At 53.6% G+C, this 17256-nt stretch carries 14 protein-coding genes and 1 other annotated feature; of the genes, 8 read left to right on the forward strand and 6 right to left on the reverse strand.

Features of this window, described 5'->3' with window-relative positions:
- Positions 1-41: 41 nt before the first annotated feature.
- Complete coding sequence (locus EGT51_RS13120; RefSeq protein ID WP_135367388.1) at positions 42-1439, forward strand: LPXTG cell wall anchor domain-containing protein; 1398 nt, start codon at positions 42-44, stop codon at positions 1437-1439.
- Positions 1440-1686: 247 nt separating this feature from the next.
- Positions 1687-2289 (forward strand): NlpC/P60 family protein, encoded by a 603-nt coding sequence (locus EGT51_RS03335; protein ID WP_225428676.1) that lies wholly within the window; start codon positions 1687-1689, stop codon positions 2287-2289.
- Positions 2290-2623: 334 nt separating this feature from the next.
- Here EGT51_RS03335 and EGT51_RS03340 read toward each other — a convergent pair whose 3' ends face one another.
- The 3 genes from EGT51_RS03340 to EGT51_RS03350 all read right to left on the reverse strand — a co-directional run bounded on the left by EGT51_RS03340 (position 2624) and on the right by EGT51_RS03350 (position 7393).
- Positions 2624-4246, reverse strand: coding sequence for a peptide ABC transporter substrate-binding protein (locus tag EGT51_RS03340; RefSeq protein WP_135367389.1), 1623 nt, complete (start codon positions 4244-4246; stop codon positions 2624-2626).
- 81 nt (positions 4247-4327) lie between these two features.
- Positions 4328-4563 (reverse strand) — a binding site (T-box leader).
- A 173-nt stretch (positions 4564-4736) separates the two neighbouring features.
- Positions 4737-6122: a class II fumarate hydratase gene (locus tag EGT51_RS03345; RefSeq protein WP_135367390.1), complete on the reverse strand. Its 1386-nt coding sequence runs from the start codon at positions 6120-6122 to the stop codon at positions 4737-4739.
- Positions 6123-6895: 773 nt separating this feature from the next.
- On the reverse strand, positions 6896-7393 hold the full coding sequence (locus tag EGT51_RS03350) for an alcohol dehydrogenase (protein ID WP_135367391.1): 498 nt from the start codon (positions 7391-7393) through the stop codon (positions 6896-6898).
- Between the two features lie 218 nt (positions 7394-7611).
- On the opposite strand from EGT51_RS03350, the gene EGT51_RS03355 reads away from it, so the two are divergent.
- Positions 7612-7983: a DUF1304 domain-containing protein gene (locus EGT51_RS03355; protein WP_135367392.1), complete on the forward strand. Its 372-nt coding sequence runs from the start codon at positions 7612-7614 to the stop codon at positions 7981-7983.
- Between the two features lie 638 nt (positions 7984-8621).
- Here the strand turns inward: EGT51_RS03355 and EGT51_RS03360 are convergent.
- Positions 8622-8801 (reverse strand): hypothetical protein, encoded by a 180-nt coding sequence (locus tag EGT51_RS03360; RefSeq protein WP_135367393.1) that lies wholly within the window; start codon positions 8799-8801, stop codon positions 8622-8624.
- Positions 8802-9187: 386 nt separating this feature from the next.
- On the opposite strand from EGT51_RS03360, the gene EGT51_RS03365 reads away from it, so the two are divergent.
- Entirely contained in the window at positions 9188-9640 is a 453-nt protein-coding gene (locus EGT51_RS03365; protein WP_135367394.1) for an OsmC family protein, read from the forward strand.
- Between the two features lie 54 nt (positions 9641-9694).
- Here EGT51_RS03365 and EGT51_RS12905 read toward each other — a convergent pair whose 3' ends face one another.
- Both EGT51_RS12905 and EGT51_RS03370 read right to left on the reverse strand, forming a co-directional pair.
- Positions 9695-9868 carry a hypothetical protein gene (locus tag EGT51_RS12905; RefSeq protein ID WP_167850132.1) on the reverse strand — a complete coding sequence of 58 codons (174 nt, stop codon included), beginning with the start codon at positions 9866-9868 and terminating at the stop codon, positions 9695-9697.
- Positions 9869-9919: 51 nt separating this feature from the next.
- Positions 9920-10363 carry a MarR family winged helix-turn-helix transcriptional regulator gene (locus EGT51_RS03370; RefSeq protein WP_135367395.1) on the reverse strand — a complete coding sequence of 148 codons (444 nt, stop codon included), beginning with the start codon at positions 10361-10363 and terminating at the stop codon, positions 9920-9922.
- A 326-nt stretch (positions 10364-10689) separates the two neighbouring features.
- On the opposite strand from EGT51_RS03370, the gene EGT51_RS03375 reads away from it, so the two are divergent.
- From EGT51_RS03375 to EGT51_RS03390, 4 genes are all read left to right on the forward strand, one after another.
- A complete protein-coding gene (locus EGT51_RS03375) occupies positions 10690-11259 on the forward strand; it encodes a DUF5067 domain-containing protein (RefSeq protein ID WP_135367396.1) in 570 nt (189 codons plus the stop codon).
- Between the two features lie 983 nt (positions 11260-12242).
- Entirely contained in the window at positions 12243-13064 is an 822-nt protein-coding gene (locus EGT51_RS03380; RefSeq protein ID WP_135367397.1) for a LicD family protein, read from the forward strand.
- A gap of 503 nt (positions 13065-13567) precedes the next feature.
- Complete coding sequence (locus EGT51_RS03385) at positions 13568-15097, forward strand: Ppx/GppA phosphatase family protein (RefSeq protein ID WP_167850133.1); 1530 nt, start codon at positions 13568-13570, stop codon at positions 15095-15097.
- Positions 15097-17256, forward strand: a complete 2160-nt coding sequence (locus EGT51_RS03390) for an RNA degradosome polyphosphate kinase (protein WP_135367399.1) — start codon at positions 15097-15099, stop codon at positions 17254-17256. The genes EGT51_RS03385 and EGT51_RS03390 overlap by 1 nt, the downstream gene beginning before the upstream one ends.

Here is a 17256-nt window from a genome sequence, read left to right on the forward strand (position 1 = left end):
GGTGCTGAGAGAGAGAGAAATCTCGATAGGAGGTATGTATCATGAAGAAATTTTGGCGTTTAAGTTTACTGGCCGCCGCTAGTTTGGTTGGCTTCTTCTTATTCGCGCACCCGATCGTCGGTCAAGCCAAAGTCATCGACGTACACGGTGCGAACGCCAGCGACGCAACCATCGTGGACAAAAGCGGAAAAGTCTATTCACACGACGCCGTTTTGCCCCGCAATTTAAATTATTTCGTTAAGTACAAGTTGTCGATTGATAACTGGATCAAGATCGACAGTGGTGACATCATGTACTTCTATGTCCCACAAAACGTTCGTGTTCCAGCGGATGACTCATTCCCAATGTCGGCCATCTTAGGCGTTTCCTTCGGGCAAGCCACTATTAAGAAGGATTCTCACGTCGGTATCGTCACCTTTAACAGCACCTTCTCCAACACGACTATCATGCGGAAAGGCTTTATCCGTCTGTTCGTTGCCGGTGCTGGTGAAGACTTCGGTGAACCCGAAGCACCTGGTGTCGATGAACCTGACCCAGAGAACCCCGCTGATGGCGGCGATAGCGAAGAGCCTGGCACTGAAGAACCTGGCACCGAGGAACCTGGGACTGAAGAACCCGGGACTGAAGAACCTGGCGTTGAAGAACCTGGGACTGAAGAGCCTGGGACTGAAGAGCCTGGCACCGAAGAACCCGGCACGGAACAACCTGGGACTGAAGAACCTGGCACCGAAACGCCTGGCGTTGACGAACCCGGAACTGAACATCCTGGCACCGAAGCACCTGGGGTTGAAGAACCTGGGACTGAACAACCTGGGACTGAACAACCCGGCACGGAACATCCTGGTACCAACCCTGGCACAGAATATCCGCAAGCACCCGGTGTTGAACATCCAGAACATCCTAACGAGGACAACGAGGAAGAAGAAGTGCCTGGTGTCACCTATCCTGGCCATCCGGGCCAAGTTACCCCTGGCGTCACTGAACCCAACATTCCTGATGGGTCCAACAACCACGTAACGACACAAGAACCATCGACCAATGGTAATCACACCACAACTGGCAACAACACCACAACTGGCAACAGCACGACAACTGGCAGCAGTTACCCTGAACAAAATGGGACCGCTAATGACAATGGTTATCAACCAACTCAATCTGGTCAAGCCGCAACTGCCACGCAGCCTAGTGCAACGACGACCATGCATCACACGGCCGCTTCCACCACGGCACCTCGCCAAGCGCAAATGTACGCGGGTGCTAACCAAGCAACAGCTGGGCAAGCTAATGCGACCCCTGCTACTGGCACGACAAAGTCAGCCAAGACCTTGCCACAAACTAATGAACACTCTCAAAACGGGTTAGCCATTCTGGGACTGTGCCTGTTAGGCGCTAGTCTTAGCATTGGTTACCTGGATCTCCGTCAGCGGAAGGAACACTAACATTTGTTAGTCGCAAGGACCACCAGCCCGCAACTAGCGGCCCTTTCCTTTAGCCAATACATATCCCCCTTAGCGACTGAGGGTATCATCTTTTCGCTAATTTAAAAATTTGTCGCCGCTGACATCTGGCGTTACCGAACTGTCTTAATCTGTTAACGCAGTGATACAGCCCCGCAACCTTTTCCCGCTATACTCGAAGATGTTGTGACGGCCAACTGCTGTCCGCAATAAATACTTAGATGATGGAGTGACACTTATCAAAACGCAAACTCGCTTTTTAATCAGTACCTTAGCTGCCGGCGCCCTGTTCTTAGCCGGAACCAGCACGACCGCTTCTGCCCACATGGCGACGAGCCAACAACCGGCGCAAACGCAAACCACGCAGACGGCCGCAACGACCACCCCAACCACGACCAATACGAGTTACCAGACTAGCAGCAACACCAGCTACCAACACACCGCTACCACGACCACGACTGCGACGACCAGCACCGGTAGTCAAGTCGCTGGTGGTAACGGGGTCGCTACCGCGCTGGCCATTGCCAACAGCGGCACCCCTTACGTTTACGGTGGCAACACCACCGCAGGCTTTGACTGCTCCGGCTTAGTGCAATACGCTCTCGGCCTCAGCGCCCGGACCACCACGCAACAAGCCGCATTAGGCACACACCACTATGACGTCGCCAACGCACCCGCCGGCGCCATCTTATTCTGGGGCTCCGAAAGCAACCCTTATCACGATGGCCTGTCGCTCGGAGATGGCACTTACGTCGCCGCACAGAACCCCACTGATGGCATCGGTGTCTTCAGCCAAACCTACTTCACACCTAGCTTCTACGTGATTCCTTAAGCCTCACCAAACAGTGACTGAAGGTGTCATCACTTTCGGTAAAAAAGCCGCGACCGACTGGTTAATCCCGGTTGGCCGCGGCTTTTTGCGTATGGTGAGTAAAGAATGAAAATGAAAATCAGCTGGCGCTACTGTTAGCATGCGACTCATGGCATCAAAAATAGTTGGTTACAGCCACACGATGCGGACGGGTCGCCTACCGTTGGGTTGGAACGCTGGGGCGGACGGGACGAGCCAAGACCGCTCTTTGGCTTGGACCGGCGCCCTCAGCGTTCCAACCCATCTCTAGCGAACGGCAAGGCGGCCAGTGCGACCCATGTGTCGTTTGGCCACGCTATTTCCAGTAAGCATACCGGTATTGGGCGGCGGTGCTGAACGTGGTGTACTTGATCCCCCCAACCTTGTCGCTGACCAGGTTGACTTGCGCCTGCTGGTACAGTGGGTTGAAGACGCCCAGCTTGGACAGACGTTGACTGGCGGCTTTCAACAGGGCAAAGCGCTTCTTGGCGTTGGTCTCCGTTTGCGCGGCCAACATCAGCCGGTTATATTTCTGATCGACGTAATTTGAGAAGTTGATGGAATTGCCCTTCATGAACAGGTCGAGGTCGGTCGTCGGATCCGGTTCATCCCCGGTCCAGCCAAAGGTCGACACGTCGAAGTTGCCCTTGAACATCTTGTTGATCTGCTGGGTCAGCGGCATCGACGAGATGGTAACGGTCAGCCCCGGCATGGTCTTTTCCCACTGACTTTGGATGTACTCGGCGACGTTCTTGGACCCATCCGAATCGTTCGTCAGTAGCGTGATCTTGAAATTGCCGCCGCCCAACTCTGCGCGGGCCTTGCGCCACAACCGGCGGGCCTTCGCGGCGTCATAGCGGGTATAATTTCCGGTGCTGACGGCAAAGTCCTTGCCATTGTTGGGATCCTTAGCCACACCTTGGGCAACCATGTTCTTCAACGGCACCGAACCATCTTGGTTGACCTTGGTCGTTAACTCTTTACGGTTGATGGCCAGACTGGCAGCGGTCCGGAAATTCTGGTTGCCGCCCAATTTGGTCTTGGTGTTGAAGTACTGGATGGAAACGGCAGTGGTCAACGTCTTGCGCATCTGCTTTTTCAGTTGGGTGTTGTTGGCCGTCCCGGTAACGGTCGTGCCGCCGATCTTGGTCTCTTGGACCTTGCCCGCGGCGAATAATTTTTCAGCCGTCGAATCCGTCTTGACGACCTGGACGTTGACCCGCTTGATTTTCACTTGCTTAGCGTCGTAATAACGATTGTTCTTGACGTACTCCCAGGTATCCTTGGTCCCATTCCAGCGTTTCAACACGTACGGGCCGTTGGCAGCGACGCGACTGGAGTTGGTCCCGTATTTAGAACCGTATTTTTTCACCAAATGGCGGTTGACTGGCAAATATTCCGTGGCGGCTTCGTAATTAAACGACGGGTTCTGTCGACTCAGGGTCACCCGCAGCTTGTATTTGCCCAGTGCCTTGACCCCCAGTGCCGAGGGCTGTTTGGTCCCCTTTTGTACGGCCGCGTAGTTGGTGAAGGTGGCGAAGCGATTGGCGTACTGCGCCTTGGTCGTCGGATCGACCTGACGACGGAAGGACGTGACGAAATCTTGGGCGGTCACCTGGTCGCCATTGCTCCACTTGGCATCGTGGCGCAGCGTAAAGGTGTAGGTCTTCCCGTGATTGGTCGGGGTCACGACCTTGGTCGCAATGGCGGGGACCACCTTCCCGTTGTTGTTTTGCCGATAGAGGCCCTCGGTGGTCTGCTTCATCATGTAAAACGAATACGCATCTGTCGCCTTGTTCGGGTCCGCCGTCTGCAGCTCTGCCGGCATGGTCACGTTCAACGCCTTATTTTGATTGGTTGCCTGTTTGCCAGACTGGCACCCGGCCAACGTGCCCAGCACCAACAATCCCAATACACCAAATCCCAATTTCTTACCCATTCAAATCCCTCCAAACCTAAAAATTGTCAGCCAGTCCTTAAGTTTGGTGAAAAAAAGCGCCCTCAACAGAATTTACCTTCTGTTAAGGGCGCTAACTGCGCGGTACCACCTTATTTACGACCGAAAATCAGTCGTCGCTTCGCGGACTGCCGCAGCAATCCGTTTGCACGATAATGGGTGCCACCAACGCGGTTACGAGTTTCTTCACCGTTTTGCTCCGAAGTGATTTTCGATCAGGGGGCCTGTCTCCCCTCACACCAAACGGGAGTCGCTTGTCAGGCCGGTCCAAATCTACTCGTCTTCATCAACGCACTTTATGAACTTGTCCATAAGATTAGACTTTGATTAGAGAAATGTCAATAGTTTTTAATAAAAATTTCAGACTGGGAGATCCGTCCACTTTAGTGCATTACCCTTAGGTTGCCGAAACGTGCGCCAACAGGCAGCTGGTTCCGCTTAAGGCTGATAACCGCCTGTCGTCCCACTCTTGCTATTCCGGTCGGTCGACATTGGTCATGGCCAACGGGTCGACCCAGGCGTCAAATTGCGCTGCCGTGACCTGGCCGGAATTCAACGCCGCCTCCCGCAACGTCCAGCCGTGTTGGTCGGCGGCTTGGGCGATCAGCGCGCTGGCGTGGTAGCCAATGTGGGGAGACAGCGCGGTCACCGTCATCAGTGACTGGTCGACCAACGTCGCCATCCGGTCAGCATTGACGGTCAGACCGTGAATCATTTTGGTCGTGAATCCAGTCACCGTGCCGGTCAACAGGTCGGCTGATTCCAGGAAGGTCGCAATCAACACGGGCTTGTACACGTTCATTTCAAAATTGCCCTGCGATGCCGCCACACTGATGGTCACGTCATTGCCCAGCACCCGCGTCGCCGCCATGGTCAGCGCCTCGGCCTGGGTCGGATTGACCTTGCCCGGCATGATGGACGACCCCGGCTCGTTGGCGGGAATGTTGAGTTCACCGTAGCCGGCTCGCGGCCCACTTGCCAGGAAACGCACGTCGTTGGCAATCTTCAGTAGGTCACTGGCCAGCGTCTTCAGCGCACCGTGGACCACATTTAACCCGGAATGCGCCGCCAGACCGAAGAACTTATTGGTCTTGGCGGTAAATGGCTGGTCGTAAACGTCGGCCAACTGCGCCGCTACCTCGGCCGCAAATCCCGGTGCGGCGTTGAGGCCGGTCCCGACCGCCGTGCCGCCAATCGGCAGCTCCAGTAGCGTGGGAGCCAGTTCTTTCAGGTAGGCCAGGTCGTGCGTCAACGTGCTGACCCAGCCACTGATTTCCTGGCCAAACGTCAGGGGTGTGGCGTCTTGGAGATGCGTTCGACCAATCTTGACTACGTGCCAAAATTCCCGTTGCTTGGCCGTCAGCTCGTCGATCAGCTGTTGGACTGCCGTCATGAGCGGCTGCAGGGCCAACGTGGCGGTAATGGCCATGGCCGTGGGGAACGTGTCGTTAGAGCTTTGCCCATGATTGACGTCATCATTGGGCAAGACGCCACTGGTTGGATTTAATTTTTGCGTCTGATGGGCGATCACCTCGTTGACGTTCATGTTGGTCTGCGTTCCCGACCCGGTCTGATAAACGTGGAGCGGAAAATCCGCCTGCAATTGGTCATCCGGCAACGCCAACAAGGCCTCCGCCGCCCGGACGATCAACGTCGCCTTGGCTTCGGCCACCTCGCCCAGGTCCCGGTTAGCGATGGCGGCTGCTCGTTTCAACTGGAGCAACGCCCGAATCACGGGCAAGGGCATCAGTGGCCCCGTGGTAAAGTTGTGACGACTCCGTTCCGTTTGGGCACCCCACAACGCATCGGCAGGCACCTTGACCGTTCCTAACGAATCTGCTTCTTCTCGATAATTCATGGCACGCTTCCCCTCCAAATGCTTTCTCTAGTTAATTCTGAAACTGATTACTTTACGTTGAGTGGGCTGGCCGCCCATCGTTCCGCGAATAGGCGCTGGAACGCGGGGGGACGGACCGAGCCCAAGGGCGGCCTCGACCGCGTTTTGAGCCTAAGAACACGCCTATATCCGCCACATGGCCGAAACGTGCGCCAACAGGCAACTGGTTCCGCTTAACACTGCTAGGCAAATAATCCAGGCCCGGGATTATCCGCCTAGCACCAACCGCCTGTTGGCCCACTCTTTTTAGCGGCTGACCCCCTATTTGGCGAACACTCGGCTAAGATGTGCTTGCGCCTGTAACAGTCACCTTAACCCCAAATAGTAGTTGCATTGACGACTAGTCTTTAAACACAGTGTTGCTGATAGACGCTACCTTGCCGGAGGCAGCCAGGGTGGAGCCAGCTGTGTCGGCGGTGTTACCTGGCGTCGTTTGCCAGGTTACAGCGCGGGACGACTTGAGAGACTGGCCGCTTTTGCCAGGCTTTCAAGCGAGCCGGAAGACCGCTCCTCAGGCTGGAGGCGTTCCCCATAGCAGGCCCCACCCTAGCCTGACGCAGGCTTCCGTCTTCACTAGTTGCCGGTAGCACAACCCGTTCTCTGCCAGCATACCGATTGATGCGGGGAAGCGTCAACACCTTTTTCAATATTTCTACACCAACCAAAAAAGTCGTTCCCACAATGCGGGGAACGACCGGTTTGGCTTCTATTTCTGTGCTGGTGCAATTTGCTGATTAGCCTTCAGCGGAGGCGTCGAGTTGTTGTAAGTTGTTTTTCTTGGCCAGTTGCAGTTCCGCTTGCTTGCGCGCCGCAACAGCATCGTAAAAGTCGGTAAAGGTCTGGTTTAAAATGTAGCGACCGTGGTAAAATAGACGTGCTGCCCACTTACCAGAACGTTTGTCGAAGCTGACACCGATAACACCGGAAATGTTCCGTGAACTAATCTTTGTCAGCGCAGCAACGTTACTCCCATTCACTAATGGTAAGTTCATCGCGTTACCAATTTGTTTCTTCGTCCGGGGATCTTGGGTAAGCCGGGCCTTGCTGACATCTCGCCGATAGCAGCCGCAGCTGACCGTGATGCCATGCCGTAACCGGTAACTATCAACCGTTACCAGGTTGCCACAGTTACACTTGCACAGCCAAGTCGCATTCCCGTTCTTCGCAGTGCCGTCACGACGAATAACCGTCAGTCTGCCGAATTGTTGTCCACTTAAGTCTAGGAGTCTCATGGGTAATTCCTCCATTTCATTTTTCGCAAAAGCTATTGTGACGCCATTCTCCCCGTGAATGACTCAAGTTTCTTTGCTAAATTTAATCCTCACTAATTATTCTACACGCCAAACTAAAAATTAGCTTAAAGTTTGAAAGATTATTGGTCATAATCGATATATCAACATATCATTATCCATTCCCACTATACTAACCAATCATAAAGAAGGCAATTATAATGATTATAATTTTAACATTCTTAATTTATTTTGTCGCCATTGAGCACTTGGGCATCATGGCAATGGAGATATTTGGTAAGCCCGAGCAACAAGCCAAGACGTTTGGCATGCCGCTGAGTTTTGTCCACCAAGCCCCGGCCAAAGCCGCCCTGGGAAACATGGGGATTTATAACGGGATGCTGGCCGTGGTGATTCTCGCCAGCCAGTGGGTGTTAACCGGTCGGGCCCGTTTGATCACGACGGCCCTACTACTGGTTTACATTGTGATTGTTGCCATTTATGGTAGCCTGACCGTAAAAAAGTCAATTTTTTGGCTGCAAGGAATGCCGGCACTAGTGACATTTATCGTTTTACTAACACAATTAGTTTAAGTGAATCTTTAAATTTGTGGTTTACAGCAGCCCGCGGCAACGTTATAATGTAGTTACATATTCAGGTGAGAACCTGCCACGGGACTTCAATCGTTGGAGGAGTTAATTGACATTTAGCCATTATTAACACCGTTGAAGCCGTACACATACTTCTATTCTGCTGGTTGCGTCCAAACGTAACTAGCTTTTTTGTGTCTAAAAGGCGTTTTTGAAACGACTAGTCCCTAACCAATTAATTTTAGGGTTCGACCCGTCCATCCTAGCGTTCCAACCCCTATTTGGCGAACGGTAGACGGCTAGTTTTCGCTATGACGCGGTCAACGACTAATTCTAACGTCATGAGTTGACTGATCTCCTTCTTTCAACCTTCAGTCACTAACCAAAACGTGCGCCAGCAGGTGGCCGACGCTTAAGCCGGCTAACCACCTACTGACGCACGTTTTTACATACTGCTTGCGGTGATCCACAGTTGGATCATGTGGACGATGACCACCGCCATCAAACCAATAAACAACCAGCCTGCTAAGTAATAGATGTAATAAATCTTCGGATGCTTCATAATTTAGCCCCCTAACCCGCCATAGCGTATCACGGGCGGGCAGATAGTTGTCCAAAACCGCTTCGGTAGCCCCAGTTGACTAACTAACCGCTGGTGTTTGTGGGCGCCGAGCCGCCGCTAAAATCTCTTGTTGTTCCGCAATCGTTGCCGTAAACTGTTGCATCATCTGCTTCTCAACCACCTGGGCCCCGTGCTGTTTGGCGCGCCAAGTGATCATCTGAAACCGTTTGCGTTCATCTAAAACCTCTTCGTTTAACATTTGGCTCCCCCCAAACTTGTTCGCCAGTGTCAGTTATCACTTACTAATTGACTACATTATAAACATAATTAGTTATGTGGTCTACCCCTAACCGCCATTTATTACAAAACTTTTACATAAAACCGTTTACGCTGATTGGTTGAACTAGCAGTCTTTTCACAATCTCACAAGGTTCGAATATTCCGAATGGCAGACTATTTAATCTATAATTGGTATAGCCGATTTGTGCAAACGTTTGTCACTACGGCTGGCTTGTGATGGACGCAACTGTTTAATCAGTTGACCGTTATTGGTTTGGTTTTACCGGAAGCCCTTACATTTTAATTGTGTTTTTCCCGTAAACGGCGTAGTCTAAAAGTAAGTTTAACGAAAGAAGTTGATGTCTTTTGGCCATTGATCGCAGTAAGTTCCCACCCCGCTACCGGACCGTTGCCATTAATGATGACGGTTTGGAGAGCCATTCCTACGTTCCGGGCGGCCTAGATGCCCTAACCAGTAGTCCGGAAAATGACCGGCCCGGCGCCAATCCCGAACAATTTGTTGGGTTGGCTCTGAGCACCTGTTTGAACGCTACCCTGGAAGCCATTGAACAGCGGCGCGATTTGCCCCACACCTCGCAGGTCCACACCATTGTTGAGATGGCGCGTGACACCCGCGGTCTGCAATTTTACGTGACCGCGCAGGTGCGCATCCCTGGCGTCGACCAAGCAACCGCCGAATCCATGGTCGACCTGGCCGAACGCCGGTGCCCCGTGGCCAAGCTCTTGAGTGGCAGCGACAACGTCAAGGTCGAACTGGTCAAGGAATTCACGCCGGTGGAACCCATTCAAAATGATTAAAAAAATGACTCACATCCAGCCGATTAGTCGTCGGTTCGTGTGAGTCATTTTTATTTAGCGCCGGCCGAAATGCCGCGTCAACCGTTCCCACCAGGATCGTTTCGCCGGTTCCCCGTACACGTACGATCGTGATTGGCGTGGTGACCGCTTCTCATCGTGGCCATCATCCATGAAGACAATCTTGCGCCAGCGCTTTGCCTCTTCGTCACTCATGCGCTTTTTGCTCATTCTTCATTCTCCCTCTCCCCCCGCAAGTCTTTTTGGGGGTGACACTTCAGATTACTTTTTCATGCGCGTAATCTGGCTGAATTCTTGAATAAAATGCAAAATCTCGTGCGCCCGTTTATCACCATAAACGTCGACCCAGCCCTGAAAGCGACGGTTGATTCGTGCGCGAATCGCCTTTTCCGCCTTCGTGCCCGCCGGTGTCGCTAACAGATACAACCGACGGCGATCATTTTCATCGGGCTGCTGCTGGAGGTATCCTTGCTTCAACAGCACCTTGATCTGCCGAGAGATGGCGCTGCGCGTGACCTGCCGTTTACTGGCAATATCCATCAAGGTCACGTGATCGTTGCGTGTAATCTCCCGCAAAATCAAGTACTGCTCAAAAGACAAGTGATACGCTTTGGCTGGTTCGGAAACAAACTCATCCAAATACTTTAATGAACTCATATAGACATCAATAAACGCGTCCAACAGCGGCTCTTCTGCTTCAGCCATGATTATCCACCTACATTTCTCAAAATACGATTTTTATATTAGCATTTACGCTTGGCAAATACCAGTCTTTTTCCTGGGTGATTAAGCGCTGGTTGCCCTCGTCCTATGCTAGAATAGAGGCAAAGGCAGACTGGTATTCACCGCACGTCCATCGTCACCGCAGTGCCGCAAATTTTGGTGGCGAGTCACTGCGCACAAGGACCTGTTTCTATTGTACCGTCTGTTGTCGCCGGTGCGGTCAAATTTGACCGTTCGTCCCCCAATTTTTAGGGATTCTTTACTTCTGGGACCGACGACTTTCATCAAATGCTTAGGGGGAGTTTTTCATGTCACGCGTTAAATTACTTGCGGTGCTCGGCAGTCTCTTGTTGTTGGGCGGTTGTGGGGCAGCGCAAAAACAGCCGAGCAGCCAACAGGAGCCGGCACGGCACCACTCATCATCGGTGGCGGTTAGTCATGCGTCACAATCGCAGCACGCCAGCAGCCAGTCGGCGCCCACCGCGACTTTTCGCAATCAGACGTTCACGATTGATCAGACCACGTTTAAACTGACCGGCTCGGAAGTGACCGCCAGTGCCACGGCTAACCGCCAACTGTTCGTGTTGTACTACACCTTCACCAATCACCAAAACAAGGCCGTCGTCCCTGTGGACCTCTGGCAATCCGCGGTCAGTGCCACGCAAAGCGGCAAGAAGCTCACGACCGGCAACCTGTCCTTCACTACCAGCCAGACCAGCGACAACAACAAGTTAAACCGGACCGTGATGCCAGTCAAAGCGGGGCAAACGATTCATGGCTTGGCAACCTTCGAGCCCAAGTCCACGAAACCGGTGACCGTGATTTTCCAAGACACGCATAGCCACACGATTCACCAGAGCCATTATTCCTTGAGTTAAGGTACTTGCTACATCACGCGCACTGGCCGCCTACCGTTGCGCGAAATCTAGGTTGGAACGCTGGGGGAGGACGGCCTGAGCCAAAGGCCGGTCTCAGGCCTTGCTTTGAGCCGAAAAAGCGCGTCTCAAAGTCACCAATTTGCCAGTAAAAACCACTGGCAAATTCCCCGGCTGAACCTAGATTTCGCTCCACTCTCGGCTACGGGACACGTATTGGTGACAACTCGTTTAGTTCGGTGGTCAGCCATTGATTCAACGGTGGTGGCAATCAAGCGGGTGGCTTGGTATTATCCAGTCAGTCCAATCGTCGCTGACAGTGTCTACCGTAGCGGGTGGTGGATGAAGCCGTCGCATGTCAGGTCATGGCTAACAGTACCGTCAAAACCACCATCCGGGCGAAACCCACGGTTCTGGCAACCACTACCGTAGCCGAGAGTCCGCTAGAGATGAGTTCAACTGTGGGAGTTTCCTTAGCGGCGCGGGTTACGGCGCTTAGGAAACTGGCGTCTTTGAGACGGGTTCTTCGGCTCAAAGCGAGGTGTCGAGACCGCACTTTGGCTCGGCCCGTCCGCCCTCAGTGGGCCAACTCATCTCTAGCAGACGGTAAGGCGGCCAGCTCAGCCGCTGTCACCAAACCAACTTGCTACGTGTAAAGCCACGGCTAACAGTACCGTCAAAACCACCGTCCGGGCGAAACCCACGGTTCTGGCAACCGCCACCATAGCCGAGAGTCCGTCAAATATGGGCTCAGCCGTGGGAGTTCCCTTAGTGCCACGAACCACGGCGCTTAGGGAACTGGCGTCTTTGAGACGGGGTTCTCGGCTCAAAGCGAGTTTCGAGACCGTTTTTCAGGCTCGAAACGGTCCGCCCACCGCGTTCCAGTCCCATATTTGACGGACGGTAAGGCGACCAGCCCCATACTGTCGCCAAGAACTAGTGCTTTCCCCGCACCACCCAAATTTTACCGAAGAAAGGACCTGCTTATGCCGCGCTTAATTGACCGAATCCATCAAGTTGAGCTGGGCAACCTGACCCAGTTCACTCAGCTCTGCCAGGAGCTAGACCTCCCCTACTTTTTGATGGGAGGCTCCCTGCTCGGCGCCATTCGTCACCAGGGCTTCATCCCCTGGGATGACGACGTGGACGTGGGCTTGCTGCGCGCCGACTACGACCGGTTTATCGCCCAAGCCCCCGCAGCGCTGGCAAACACGCACTACTTCTTACAAACGCCGGCCAGCGACCAAAACTACGCGTTGAGCTACGCCAAGCTGCTCGACCGCAACACTTACATTGAGGAGAAAAATAACGTTAACAATGCGCGCAAAGGTATTTTCATTGACATCTTCCCGTTGGACCGCATCCCGCTCGAGACCGGCGCCCAGCGTGAGCAACTCGGCAAGTTTCAGCTGCTCAACACCCGCCTGCTGCTCCAGTTGCGTTACCACCTGGTCGACAACCCCTTGCGCAAGCTTCAAAGTCCCCTCACCGGTCAGCAAATCGCCGCGGCGACCGACCTGAAGAACCAACGCGAGGCCGTCATGACCCAGTATCAAGACGACGTCCAGTTGCCGCAGGTCAAAAACCTAGCTTCCCAATACGCTTACGATAAGGAAATTTATGACGTTAAGGAGTTAACTGACCTTATCCCCGTACCATTCGAGCAGTTAACTGTTCAAGTCCCCCGTAACTATGATAAAATTTTACAACGGCTTTATGGGGACTACCTCACCTTACCGCCGGAAAGTCAGCGCACGGAAAAGCACCTGGAACGCGTCATCATGGACAATCAGGTCTTCACTGACTGAGGGCGTTCATGACGGCGAAATCAAATTTCAACGGCTCGGCAACGAATTTTGACTTTCACCCCCTGGTCCAGACCAGTTCTGGTATCATGATTAATTAGCTGAACAAAATGAATTAACCGTGGCTAATCCGGAAAACAAGTTGACTAATCAGGTTGCTCGCAACACCCACCATTAACACACTTTTGACAACATGACTGACAACGCCTACAAACTAAATGATCGGTTATTGCCAAGCACAACCGTAGCCGAGAGCTCGCTAGATAGGCGTTCAGCTGTGGGAGTTCCCTTAGCGACGCGGGTTACGACGCTTAGGGAACTGGCGTCTTTGAGACGTGGGTTACGGCTCAAAGCGAGGCGGCGAGACCGCCCTTTGGCTCGCCCCGTCCGCCCTCAGCGTTCCAACGCCTATCTAGCGAGCGGTAAGGCGGCCAGCACCATCCAAGTAACCGCGAACAATCCAACCAGTTACATTAACTAATTTTAGTAGAAAGTAGATGAAGTTTATGGCTGATGACTATTTTGGCGCAATGCTCGTCAATGTTTCCAGCATCGAATTGTCGATCGTGAATCTGCGGACCGGCACCCAAGCTGAACGGGTAAAATCGACCGTCGCCATCGGGGAAAATATTTACAACCATGAAGAAATCAGTTTCGAAACTGTCGGCGATGCCGTCGAAGCTCTGCGCGGATTTCTGCAAATCTTAAAGGACTACGGCGTGACCCACTATAAACTTTGGGGCTCGCAAGCCCTTTCCACCGCGCCGAACGCGGAATTCATCCGTGACCAACTGTACGTGCGGACGGGCCTACACATCGAATGGCTCTCGCTAGGCGAAGAATCCTTTGTCCGCAACGAGGCCATCACGTTGAAGCTGGACCGCTATCGCCACTTGGTCAAGGACCACGCGGCCATCATCGGCTTGAATTCCGGGAGCACCACCCTGTCGTTCTTTGAACATGGCGAACTGGTGGCGTCGCACAACATGAAGCTGGGGCCGGTCCGCATCAAAGAGGTGCTCCAAAACCTCCGGGCAACGGCGCCCAACCCCGTCGACGTGCTCGACGACTACATCAACAGCAAGGTCGACGACTTTTACCGCTTCTTGCCTGATGAAATGCAAACGGTCCCTAACCAGGTCATGCTGGTTGGCGCAGCCCCGTTGAACGCCTATTTCATCCCCAAGGGTGACACCAGCTACAACCTGTCGATCAAGGAATTCAACCGTTTCTGTGACGACGTCAGTGGCGCCTCCAACCAATATTTGATGGAACGCCTGCACCTGACCGAAGAAAACGTGGAAATTGTCCTGCCCATCGTCTTGCTGATCAAGAAGCTGTTGACCGTCGTTCACGCCGAAAAGCTTCACTTGGTCAACCTAAACGTATTGGACGGATTGACGACCAACCAAGGTATCGTGGCCGGCTATCACAAACACCATTTTGAAAAGCAGATTTTAGCCGCCGCCGATGATCTGGCCCGGCGTTACCGGGTCGAACCCAACCATATGAATCTGGTTCGGCGTTTTGCCCTACACCTGTTCGATCAGCTCAAGCCGCTGCACCATTTGACGCCACGTGACCGGCTCTTGTTACAAGTCGCCGCCATCGTCCACGACATCGGGGGCTTCATCGACACGCACGAACACTACTTACACTCCGACTACGTCATCAAGCAATCGGAAATGTTGGGGTTATCCACCGAAGAAACGCAGATCATTGCCGCCGTGTCGCGGTACCATAGCACCCGGACGCCAGCCGAGGACCTGGCCCATTTCCGCCAACTCGACAGTGAAAAACGCCTGGTCGTTGCCAAGTTATCCGCCATTTTACGGATTGCGGACGCCCTAGACGATGCCCACCAGCAGACGATTCAACGGATTTCCGTTTCTGTGCGGACCAATAAAGTGATTATTACCGTCTTCAGCGATGACGAATTGTCCCTCATTCGCTGGGCCTTTAACTACAAGGCTGATTTCTTCGCGGACGTTTTCGGCTTACAACCGGTATTGAAACAGAGGAGGTTGCATAAATAATGACAGTAGATTTTACCAAGCCTAAGTACTACACCAACCGGGAGCTGAGCTGGCTAGACTTTAACGACCGGGTCTTAGAAGAAGCCCGTGACAAGGCCAACCCCTTACTGGAACGGGTGCGGTTTTTGGGTATTACCCAAAGTAACGTTGATGAATTCTTCATGGTGCGGGTCGCCTCGCTGTCCAAATTAGCGGCGGTCAACTACCCGAAACCGGATGCTTCCGGCATGACGGCCGAAGATCAACTTCTAGCGGTCAACGCCAAGGCCCACGACCAGGTCATCAAGCAGTATTCCACCCTAAATCGGATGTTGATTCCCGCGCTCAACAACCTGGATATCCACGTCCTCACGCCGGCGGAATTGACGCCGCAACAGACGCGGTTTATCGAAAAGTATTTTAATGACGAAATCTCACCGGCCCTAACGCCCATGGCGGTCGACAGCTCGCGGCCATTTCCGTTCATTGGTAACAACACCTTGAACATCGCCCTGCGGCTGTACAAGAACGGCGACAAGAAGGACAAGCGCTTCGCCACCGTGCAAGTGCCCGATATCTTCCCGCGGACAGTCCGCCTGCCCGGCGCCGACAACAGCTTCATCATGCTCGAAGACATCATCAAGACCTTTATCGGCAACCTCTTCATCGGCTACCAGGTCAAGGAGGCCGCGAACTATCGGGTCATCCGGGACATGGACTTGGATGTCGCCGAGGAAGATACGTCCGACCTCTTGAAGGAAGTCGAACAACAACTTAAGAAGCGGGAACACGGACGCGCTGTCCGGATGGAAGTTGAAGCCGGCATCAGTCAATCCTTACGACACCGGCTGACGACCTCCGTGGAAATCGCTGACTACGCGGTCTACGAAATCGGCGGTCCCATCGATTTGACCTACCTCAGCAAGTTCGTCAAGCAGATCAGCGGCCACGATGACGAAAGCTATCCGGCCTTCACCTCCGCGCGGACGCCAGGCCTGCAACACGATGACGACATTTTCCAAACGATTCGGCAACACGACGTCTTGGTCCACCACCCCTTCGACAGCTTTGCGGGGGTCACCGAACTGATTCGGCAGGCCGCCTGTGACGACGGGGTCTTGGCCATCAAGATGACGCTCTACCGGGTCTCCTCGAATTCACCGATCATCAAGTACCTGGGCAACGCCGCCCAAAACGGCAAGCAAGTCACGGTACTGGTCGAAGTCAAGGCGCGGTTTGACGAGGAAAACAACGTCCACTGGGCCCAACAATTGGAAAAGATGGGCTGCCACGTGATCTACGGCCTGATTGGTCTCAAGACCCACTGCAAGTTGACGCTGATCGTCCGGCGGGAACCCGACGGCATTCGGCGCTACATGCACATGGGAACTGGGAACTACAACGACGTCACCGCCCACTTCTACACCGACTTGGGGTTGATGACGACCAACACGGACATGGGCATCGACGCCTCCAACATTTTCAACATGTTGTCTGGCTACTCCGAACCGCCATATTTCCACCAGTTGCACATGTCACCCGATGGCATCCGCAACTTCATCGTGTCTAAAATCGACCAAGAAATTACCCACGCCCAAAACGGCCAGGATGCTTGGATCGAAATGAAGATGAACTCACTGTCCGACTCCGCCATGATTGCCAAGCTCTACGAAGCCTCCGCGGCGGGCGTCAAAATCAAGCTGATTGTCCGGGGCATCTGCTGCTTAAACGTTGGCATCCCGGGTGTCAGTGAAAATATCGAAGTCCACTCCATCGTGGGCCGTTTCCTGGAGCACAGCCGGATCTACGCATTTGCCAACGCCGGTGACCCGCAACTGTATCTGTCCAGCGCCGACCTGATGACGCGGAACTTAAACCGGCGGGTCGAACTGCTCTTCCCTATCCTGCAAGATGACCTGCGGCAACGGGTCTTTGACATTTTTGCCACGCTCTGGCATGATAACGTCAAGACACGGGTTCTGCTGGCCGACCGTACCTATGGGCGCGTCGACCGGCGGGGGCTGGAACCGCTGGACGCCCAAGAGACCTTCATGGCGCAAGCAACGGCCAAGATCAAGGCCAACGCCACGCACCAGCCTCACGACAGCAATGCCCCGCGGCAGTTCAAACCCATGCTGAGTCCGAAAAACCAGCCTGAATCCCCAATCGATCGGAGTTAA

This window comes from Levilactobacillus suantsaiihabitans, from assembly GCF_004745505.1.
Taxonomy (GTDB): Bacteria; Bacillota; Bacilli; order Lactobacillales; family Lactobacillaceae; genus Levilactobacillus; species Levilactobacillus suantsaiihabitans.

Coding starts and splice junctions, on each gene's coding strand:
- EGT51_RS03370 (WP_135367395.1), bottom strand. CDS start 10,363: ATGGCTGAAGCAGAAGAGCCGCTGTTGGACGCGTTTATTGATGTCTAT.
- EGT51_RS03340 (WP_135367389.1), bottom strand. CDS start 4,246: ATGGGTAAGAAATTGGGATTTGGTGTATTGGGATTGTTGGTGCTGGGC.
- EGT51_RS12905 (WP_167850132.1), bottom strand. CDS start 9,868: ATGAGCAAAAAGCGCATGAGTGACGAAGAGGCAAAGCGCTGGCGCAAG.
- EGT51_RS03390 (WP_135367399.1), top strand. CDS start 15,097: ATGACAGTAGATTTTACCAAGCCTAAGTACTACACCAACCGGGAGCTG.
- EGT51_RS03350 (WP_135367391.1), bottom strand. CDS start 7,393: ATGAGACTCCTAGACTTAAGTGGACAACAATTCGGCAGACTGACGGTT.
- EGT51_RS03385 (WP_167850133.1), top strand. CDS start 13,568: ATGGCTGATGACTATTTTGGCGCAATGCTCGTCAATGTTTCCAGCATC.
- EGT51_RS03345 (WP_135367390.1), bottom strand. CDS start 6,122: ATGAATTATCGAGAAGAAGCAGATTCGTTAGGAACGGTCAAGGTGCCT.
- EGT51_RS13120 (WP_135367388.1), top strand. CDS start 42: ATGAAGAAATTTTGGCGTTTAAGTTTACTGGCCGCCGCTAGTTTGGTT.
- EGT51_RS03360 (WP_135367393.1), bottom strand. CDS start 8,801: ATGTTAAACGAAGAGGTTTTAGATGAACGCAAACGGTTTCAGATGATC.
- EGT51_RS03375 (WP_135367396.1), top strand. CDS start 10,690: ATGTCACGCGTTAAATTACTTGCGGTGCTCGGCAGTCTCTTGTTGTTG.
- EGT51_RS03355 (WP_135367392.1), top strand. CDS start 7,612: ATGATTATAATTTTAACATTCTTAATTTATTTTGTCGCCATTGAGCAC.
- EGT51_RS03380 (WP_135367397.1), top strand. CDS start 12,243: ATGCCGCGCTTAATTGACCGAATCCATCAAGTTGAGCTGGGCAACCTG.